This window comes from Streptomyces sp. NRRL B-24572, from assembly GCF_002156145.1.
Lineage (GTDB): Bacteria > Actinomycetota > Actinomycetes > Streptomycetales > Streptomycetaceae > Streptomyces > Streptomyces vietnamensis.
On record NZ_MWIG01000270.1, the window covers coordinates 1 to 8,068 of the forward strand.

General features: G+C 73.1%; 7 protein-coding genes and 2 pseudogenes. 4 read left to right on the forward strand and 5 right to left on the reverse strand.

All coding sequences use genetic code 11. The annotated features are described in order from the left end of the window. Positions 1–8 precede the first annotated feature (8 nt). Positions 9–683: pseudogene (locus CCN56_RS16850) on the forward strand (class I adenylate-forming enzyme family protein); the annotation flags it as partial. On the opposite strand, the gene CCN56_RS16855 reads toward CCN56_RS16850, so the two are convergent. After that, on the reverse strand, positions 652–1,032 hold the full coding sequence (locus CCN56_RS16855; protein WP_086827742.1) for an STAS domain-containing protein: 381 nt from the start codon (positions 1,030–1,032) through the stop codon (positions 652–654). The pseudogene CCN56_RS16850 and the gene CCN56_RS16855 sit on opposite strands and share 32 nt — an antisense overlap. 161 nt (positions 1,033–1,193) lie before the next feature. Here CCN56_RS16855 and CCN56_RS16860 point away from each other — a divergent pair, with 161 nt between their 5' ends. Together CCN56_RS16860 and CCN56_RS16865 are read left to right on the forward strand one after the other, a co-directional pair. After that, positions 1,194–1,751, forward strand: a complete 558-nt coding sequence (locus CCN56_RS16860) for a sigma-70 family RNA polymerase sigma factor (RefSeq protein WP_086827747.1) — start codon at positions 1,194–1,196, stop codon at positions 1,749–1,751. Further along, a complete protein-coding gene (locus CCN56_RS16865) occupies positions 1,748–3,013 on the forward strand; it encodes a zf-HC2 domain-containing protein (RefSeq protein ID WP_086827743.1) in 1,266 nt (421 codons plus the stop codon). Before CCN56_RS16860 ends, CCN56_RS16865 begins: the two co-directional genes overlap by 4 nt. Before the next feature lie 87 nt (positions 3,014–3,100). On the opposite strand, the gene purU is transcribed toward CCN56_RS16865, so the two are convergent. Beyond that, complete coding sequence (purU, locus tag CCN56_RS16870) at positions 3,101–3,952, reverse strand: formyltetrahydrofolate deformylase (RefSeq protein ID WP_086827744.1); 852 nt, start codon at positions 3,950–3,952, stop codon at positions 3,101–3,103. Between the two features lie 60 nt (positions 3,953–4,012). Further along, entirely contained in the window at positions 4,013–4,456 is a 444-nt protein-coding gene (locus tag CCN56_RS16875; protein WP_041130632.1) for a hypothetical protein, read from the reverse strand. A gap of 215 nt (positions 4,457–4,671) precedes the next feature. Between CCN56_RS16875 and CCN56_RS16880 the strand changes: the two genes are divergently transcribed. Continuing rightward, positions 4,672–5,931: an ABC transporter substrate-binding protein gene (locus tag CCN56_RS16880; protein ID WP_086827745.1), complete on the forward strand. Its 1,260-nt coding sequence runs from the start codon at positions 4,672–4,674 to the stop codon at positions 5,929–5,931. Between the two features lie 6 nt (positions 5,932–5,937). Here CCN56_RS16880 and CCN56_RS16885 read toward each other — a convergent pair whose 3' ends face one another. After that, positions 5,938–7,368, reverse strand: coding sequence for a hypothetical protein (locus tag CCN56_RS16885; RefSeq protein ID WP_256962002.1), 1,431 nt, complete (start codon positions 7,366–7,368; stop codon positions 5,938–5,940). Between the two features lie 158 nt (positions 7,369–7,526). Next, a pseudogene (locus CCN56_RS16890) lies at positions 7,527–8,068 on the reverse strand (transcriptional regulator); the annotation flags it as partial.

Consider the following 8,068-nt stretch of genomic DNA (forward strand, 5'->3'; position numbering starts at 1 on the left):
CGTGATAGATCTCGGGCGGCGGGGCGCCCAAGCCGCCCGAGATCTATCACGCGGTACGGAAGGAGCTGGGCTGCCAGCTCACCCACGGGTACGGCATGACCGAGGTCCCCATGATCACGATGGGCGCCCCCGACGACACCGCCGAGAACCTCGCCTCCACCGAGGGCCGCCCGCCCGCCGGCATGGAGATCCGGATCACCGGCGACGGCGAGGTCCGGCTCCGCGGCGAGGCCGTCTGCCGGGGCTACCTCGACCCCGCGCAGACGGCCGCCGCCTTCGACGAGGACGGCTTCCTCATCACCGGCGACGTCGGGCACCTCACGCCGAGCGGGCACCTCGTCCTCACGGGCCGCATCAAGGACATCATCATCCGTAAGGGAGAGAACATCTCGGCCAAGGAGATCGAGGACCTCCTCCACACGCACCCGGACGTCGGCGACGCCGCCGTCATAGGCCTCCCGGACGCCGAGCGCGGCGAACGCGTCTGCGCCGTCGTCGAACAGCCGCCGGGCGCGGCCCCGCTGGACCTCCCGCAGGTCACGGCCTTCCTGCGGGGGGCCGGGCTCTCCGTCCACAAACTGCCGGAACAGCTGGAGGTGGTGGACGCGCTCCCCCGCAACGAGACCCTGCGGAAGGTGCTGAAGTACAAGCTCAGGGAGCGCTTCGGCCCGGCACCCCGGTGACCCCGGCGATCGCCTCCGGCACGTCCTCGTACACGTCGAAGAGACGGCGCACGCCGAGCGCGGAGAGCACCCGCCCGACGTGGCCCTCCCGGTCCTCCTCGGGGAGGATCAGGCGGAGCCGGCCGCCGCAGGAGCGGAGCAGGCGGCGGGAGGCGATCAGCACGCCGACGCCGCTGGAGTCGCAGAACCGCACGGCGGCCAGGTCGATCACCAGGTCGTGGCGGCCGCCCGCGACGGCGTCGTGGACGCGGCGGCGTATCAGGGGGGAGGTGACCAGGTCCAGTTCCCCCCGGACGCGGAACACCGTCCAGGAGCCGTGCTCGTCCTCGTCGACTTCGATCGTCGTCACGGACGCCGCCTGCCCCGCCAGGAAACGCCGAAACCCCCTGGCCCGGGGATGACGCTTTCCTTACCATCCGCATCTGCGTCAAGGGCGCACTTGCGGCAAACAGGAGTGTGTTGTCGGAGCGGCGCATTACTTTGGAGGAGAACCGGAACGGGGAGGGCCTCATGGCGATGGACACACCACCGCGCTGGGACCGCAGGATGCAGCAGCGGCTTGCACGCGGGGAGGCCGCTGCCCTCGGCGAGTTCTACGACCGGTTCGCCTCCCTCGTGCACAGCCTCGCCCACCGGGTCCTCGACGACGACGCGGCGGCCGACCAGGTCACCCGCGAGGTCTTCGGCTACATCTGGGAGAACCCCGACTCGTACGACCCGAAGCAGGGCAACATGCGCGCGTGGGTCGCCAAGCTGACCCAGCGGCAGGCCGTGCACCGGCTGCGGCAGGCCGAGGCCCTGGCGTACGCGGAGACGGGGATCGGCTCCGCCGAGGAGCTGGAGCAGAAGGTCCGCCGGGCCTCGGCCGCCGCCCGCGCCGACTACATCGTGACCTCCATGCCCGCCCCGCTGCGGGCCGCGCTCGAACTGGCGTACTTCCAGCGGCGCGACTACCGGCAGACCGCCGCCGACCTCGGCGTCACCGAGGACGAGGCCCGCCGGCGCCTCCGGCTCGGCCTCCAGCTGCTCTCCTCCGCGAACGGCTACGGACGGACACCGGCACCGTGACCGGGCCGGACGACGACGCGGACGCCACCGCGCGCGCCCCGTGGATACCGGGACCGCGCAGGGCGGCCGACGACCACGCGGACCTGACGGCACTACCGGCGGCGGAGGAGGAGATGGCACCGGAGGCGGAGGAGCCGGTGGTGGAGGAGCCGGACGTGCCGGTCCTCACCCACGGCGTGCTCAAGTCCCTGCTCGGGGCCTGGGCGCTCTCGGCGTGCTCCGCCGGCGAGACCAGGGCCGTCGAGGACCACCTCACCGGCTGCGCGCCCTGCGCCGACGAGGCCCTCCGGCTCCGCGACGCCGTCTCGCTCCTCCACGAAGACCGCGACCTGGACCTCGACCCGCTGCTCCGCTCCCGGGTCCTGGAGAACTGCCTGGGCCGCCGGCCCGCCCGCATCCCCGTCCCCGACTGGGTCACGCCGTACGACGCGGAGACCGCCCGGCTCGACGCGCTCCTGCGGGACATCGGCGAGTCCGAGTGGCACGCGCCGGTACGGCTCAAGTGGTACGAGGAGGACCGCGTGGTGCGCCGCAAGGCCACCGTCGCGGGGGTCATCGGCCACCTCCTGGCGGTGGACGGCCTGGTGTCGACGGCGCTCGGCCTGGACGACCCGCTGGGCGCGGACGTGCCGGAGCTGTCCCCGACGGAACGCACGGAGGCGTTCTGGTCGTCCCTCGACCGGCCGCCGAACCGCTCCGTCCGGGGGCCGTGGAGGGACCAGTCGCACACGCTGATCCGGACGGTCGCGTTCGCGGGGAGGGGGGTGGCGGACCTGACGGTGGGCTACAAGGACTTCGCCCTCCCCCTCCGTGACTCCCTCCTGGAGCGGGCCTTCGAGTGCTGGCTGCACGCGGACGACATCGCGACCGCGGTGGCGTACCCGTACGCGCCGCCGAGCGGGCCGCACCTCCACGGCATGATCGACCTCGCGGCCCGGCTGCTCCCCGCGGCCCTCGCGAACCGCCGCCGCACGGGCCTGGCCGGGCCCGCGCGAGAGCTCGTCTCGGCGGGCGCGCCGGGCCGCTCGCTCCACCTGGAGGTGGAGGGCGCGGGCGGCGGCCACTGGTACATCGCCCTGGACTCCCCGGCGGCGATCGGCTCGGCGGAGCGCGCGGTGGCGCAGGTGGCGATGGACGGGGTGGAGTTCTGCCAGCTGGTGGCGGGGCACATCACGCCGGAGGAGGCGGCGGCGGGGCAGGACGGCGACCGGGAGGCGATCAGGGACGTCCTGTCGGCGGCGGCGTCCCTGAGCCGCCTGTAGCCCGCGCCGCCCCGCCGACGGGCCCGCGCCCGGCGCCCCCGTCGTGGGCGTGGGGCGCGGGCCCGTCGGCGGTGGGGGTCCCTCGGGTCAGGCGAAGACGACCGTGCGGCGGCCGTTCAGGAGGATCCGGCGTTCCGCGTGCCACTTGACGGCGCGGGCGAGGGCCTGGCACTCCACGTCGCGGCCGATCGCCACCAGCTGGTCCGGCGTCACCTCGTGCCCCACCCGCTCGACCTCCTGCTCGATGATCGGGCCCTCGTCGAGGTCGGCCGTCACGTAGTGCGCGGTCGCGCCGATGAGCTTCACGCCGCGCGCGTGCGCCTGGTGGTAGGGCTTGGCGCCCTTGAAGCTGGGGAGGAAGGAGTGGTGGATGTTGATGATCCGGCCGGAGAGCTGCTTGCAGAGGTCGTCGGAGAGGACCTGCATGTAGCGGGCCAGGACGACCAGCTCCACGTTCTCCGAGCGGACGAGGTCGAGCAGCTCCGCTTCCGCCTCCGGCTTGTTCTCCTTCGTGACCGGGATGTGCCGGAACGGGATCCCGTACGAGCCCACCAGCTCCTCGAAGTCCGTGTGGTTGGAGACGACCGCGACGATCTCCACCGGCAGCGCCCCGATCCGCGAGCGGAACAGCAGGTCGTTCAGGCAGTGGCCGAACTTGGAGACCATGAGCACGACCCGCATGGGCTGGTCGGCCCGGTTGATCTGCCAGTCCATGGCGTAGGAGTCGCCGACGGCGGCGAAGCTGGCCCGGAGCTTGTCGACCGTCACCGGCGCCTCGGCCGAGAAGTGGACCCGCATGAAGAAGAGACCCGTGTCACGGTCTCCGAACTGCTGGCTGTCCTCGATGTTGCAACCGGTGATGAAGAGGTAGCTCGACACGGCGTGCACGATGCCCTGCTTGTCGGGGCACGAGAGGGTGAGGACATACTGGTCGGTCATTCCGTCAGCCTGCCACACCCCGCCCCCGCCGGGAGGCCACCGTCCGTCAGGCGGAACGCCTCAGGACCGCGTCATGATACGGAGCACGTCGAGGGAGCGCGGGGGCGTGTCGGGGTCCTCGCCGTCGGCCTGCGCCATCCGTACGTGTGCCTCGCGGGCGGCCCGTACGGCCTCGGGCCAGCCCGGGTGGGCCAGGTACGCGGAGACCGGGGCGTCCGGGCCTACCTGGTGCATGATCCGCAGCACTCGGAGGACGGCGACGTCGACGAGGGCGGCCTCGCCGGTGTCCCGGAAGATCGCGCCGACGTACTTCTCGGCGGACCAGTTGTCGAGCCAGGTGTCCTCGACGAGGCGGTAGACGGCGTCGGTGACGTCGCCGTACCCCTCCTGGCCGGTCAGCCAGGTGGTCTCGTGGAACACGGGGTCGGAGAGCATGTGCAGCGCCGAGCGCACGTTGCTGCGCCAGCGCCACCACGGCATGTCGTTGAGCGGCATGCCGCCCATGGTGGAGGAGCGACGGCCGCGACGGGAAGAGTTAACCGAACCGGGGACTGGACTGGCGACGGGACTGGACACGTTCCGATCGTACGTTCCTTGTCCGACAAGCGGAGTCGCCCCCTCCCCATGCGGACGCCGGCCCCCGCAATTCACCTTTACGTCACCCGCCGTTGAACCGTGCTCACTCCCGCGTTACCCGTGAGGCGGAAATGTGCATGCCCATGACCGGTAGGCGACTGACCTCACTCCTCGCGTACGTCACGACCGCGGCGACCGGAGCGTCGCTGCTCACCGGGTGTGGCGTGCTCCCTGGGGCCACGGGGGGCTCCAGGGAGCCCGTCACGGTGATGACGTGGGCTCCCGACCAGACCCGAGCGACCAACATGCCCGGAATGCCCGCCATGGCGCAGACGTTCGCCCGGTGGGTCAACTCCCAGGGCGGCATCAACGGGCACGAACTGCGCGTCCTCACCTGCAACGAACAGAACAGCATCGCCGGCGCCGCCGCCTGCGCCCGCCGGGCCGTGCGCGAGAAGGCGGTGGCGGTCGTCGGCTCGTACAGCCAGAACGGCCGCGCCTTCATGGCCCCGCTGGAAGCCGCGGGCATCCCGTACATCGGCGGCTACGGCATCGCGGAGGACGAGTTCACCAGCCCGCTCTCCTACCCCGTCAACGGCGGGGTGGCCTCGCTCGTCGCCGGGCACGGCATGCAGCTGGCCGACTCCTGCGAGAAGGTCTCCCTCGTCCGCCCCGACACCACCTCGGGCGACCGGCTTCCCGAGCTCCTCGACTCCGGTCTGCGCAAGGCGAGTCACCAGCGGGCCGTCGACATCCCGGCCCTGGAGGACTCCGCCGAGTACACGGAGCAGGCGGACAAGGCCCGCACCCGGGCGGGCGGCGAGAAGGGCTGTGTGACCGCCGTCCTCGGCGAGCGCACCCAGACCTTCTTCGACTCCTTCCGCCGGCTCCCCGAGCAGGAGAAGAAGCCCGGCACCGTCCGGATCTCCTCCGTCCTCGGCAGCGTCGACCAGCCCGTCATCGACCGCACCGGCGGCCCCCACAGCCCCTTCGAGGGCGCGTTCGTCACCGGCTGGTACCCGGCGGAGGGCGACAAGAGCTGGGAGCCGATGCGCAAGGTCATCCAGGAGTTCGCCTTCGTCGACAACCGGGTCGACCCGGCCGACGCCGGCGTCCAGACCACCTGGATCGCGTACACGGTCCTCAAGAAGGTCGTCGAGTCCATCGACGAGGACAAGATCACGGCCTGGCAGATCAGCCACGCCCTCGACCGGGGCGAGCGGATCGACACCGGCGGCCTCACCCCCAGCCTGCGCTGGAAGTACGAGGACCTGCTCGGCGCCCCCGGCTTCACCCGGATCGTCAACCACGAGGTGACGTTCCAGGTGGTGCGCCAGGGACGGCTCGTGGCGCAGAAGCCCGGTTTCGTCGACGTCGGCGAGACCGTCCTCAGCGCCCCGTAAGCCCGCTCAGAGCTGCGTCCAGCTCCGCTTCTCCAGGCCGTACTTCGCGGCGGTCGGGTTCCACAGCTCGGCCGCCGTCTTCTTGGCGGCGGTGGCCTCGCCGCTCTTCGCGTCCCCCGCGGCCTTCTGGCTGGTCGACCGGGCGTGCCCGCCCTTGCAGGCCTTCTTGTTCTTCATCTGGCCGGCCCAGGCCGCGTAGTGGTCGTCGGCGGCGGCCGAGGCCTGCCAGGCCTTGGTGAGCGCCGCCGTCAGCGCCGCGCTGTCCGGGATCTTGTCGACCGACAGCGACTGGAGCTTGGTGATCAGGCCCCGGCGCTGCTCGGCGGCGCCCTGCAGATCGCTCACGGCCTTGTCGAGGTTCTTGCACTGGTTGATGGACGCGACCGAGCTGATCACCGCCTCCCGGCTGCTGCTGCTGGTCGCGAGGAGCTTGCTGAGCTCCTGCGCCTGCGGCTCCGCCGGGTCGGCCGGCTTCTCCGTGGGCTGCTCCGCCGAGGCGGACGGCGCGGCGGAGCTCGCCGCGACGTTCTGCCCGCCGTTCTTGGGGTCCTCGTCCCCGCCGCTGAGCAGCATCCCGGCCCCGAGGCCGACGACCGCGCAGCCGACGACGACGGCGGCGATCAGCGCGAGCGGCGACTTGCGGCGCGGCTCGGGCTCGTCGTCGTAGTAGGCGTCCTGGAAGCCGTACTGCTGCTGCGGGGGCTGCGGCGGCTGGTGCTGCTGCTGGTACGGGGCCGGGCCCGGCTGCTGGTAGCCCTGCGGCGCGTGCGGCTGCTGGGGCGGCCGCGGGGCCTCCGTACGGAAGAGGCTGTCGAACTCGGCGGGCGGCTGCCGCTCACCGGGCGTCTGCGCCGGTACGGGGGCGATGTACTGGGTCGCGTCCGAGGCGCCGGCCGGGCCGGGACCCTGCTGGGCGAGCGGGCCCGTGCCGAGGAACTGGGTGTCGGAGCCCCCGCCCTGCTGCGGCGGCACCGGGGCCATGTGCTGCGTGGCCTGCATCTCGGCGGCGGCCGGGCCGCCGGGACCCGGGTAGCCGTAGCCGGGCTGCGGGGCGGCCTGGGCGCCCGGGCCCGGGTAGCCGTACCCCGGCTGCGGGGCGCCCTGGGCCGGCGGCATCCCGGCCTGCGGAGGCATTCCGCCCTGCACCGGGGGCATCCCGCCGGGGACCGGCGCGATGTGCTGGGTCGCCTGCATGTCGGCGGCCGCCGGGCCACCGGGGCCCGGGTAGCCGTAGCCGGGCTGCGGCGGGGCCTGCTGCGGCGGTATGGGCGGCAGGTACTGGGTGGACTGCATGTCGGCGGCGCCCTGCGGCGCCTCCGGGGGCAGCGGCTGCGCGGGCGGCAGCGGCTGCCCGCCCGGCTGACCCGCGGCGGGACCCCAGGCGCCGCCCCACGGCTGACCGCCGCCATGCTCCGGACCCTGTCCGTTCTGCGTCACCGGGACTCCCACTGATGGACCAACCTACGGAATCGTCGGCTCACGCTACCGGGTGCCGACAGGGCTCCGCACACACGTGTGAGACCGGTTACACAACCCGTTTACGAAACGGACATGAGCGTCCGGTGCCTGTCCGGCGGATCGGGGTCGGACGGGCCCTAGGCGGCGTACAGCTCCATCCGCGCCCCGAACTCCCGCACCACCGCCTCCCCCGCGTACGGCTCCAGGCGCTCCCTCAGATCGTCCAGGTACTCCGCGCCCCGCGACGACCGCAGCGTGCCGAGCAGTTCGAGCGCCCGCGTGCCCGTCCGGCAGGCCTGCTCCACCTCCCGCTGCTGGACCTGCGCCGCGGCGAGCAGCGCGAGGCCGATCGCGCGCCGCCGCGCCCGCGACTCCGGATGCCCGGCGATCGACTCCTCCGCCGCCCGCGCCGCCGCCTCCGCCTGCCCCAGGTCCCGGTGGCAGTGCGCCAGTTCGTCCGCGAGGTAGGCCGCGTCGAAGTGGGCGATCCACGCCGGGTCGTCGCCCGCCTCCGGATCGGCCCGGTCGAGCGCCCGTACGGCACGGCCCGCCGCCGCCTCGAAGGCGTGCGCGTCGCCCATCAGCGCGTGCCCGCGCGCCTCCGCCGCGAGGAACATGGCCTCCGCGCGCGGCGGCACCTTCCCGCGCGCCCCCTCCTGCGCCGCCCGCGCCAACTGGG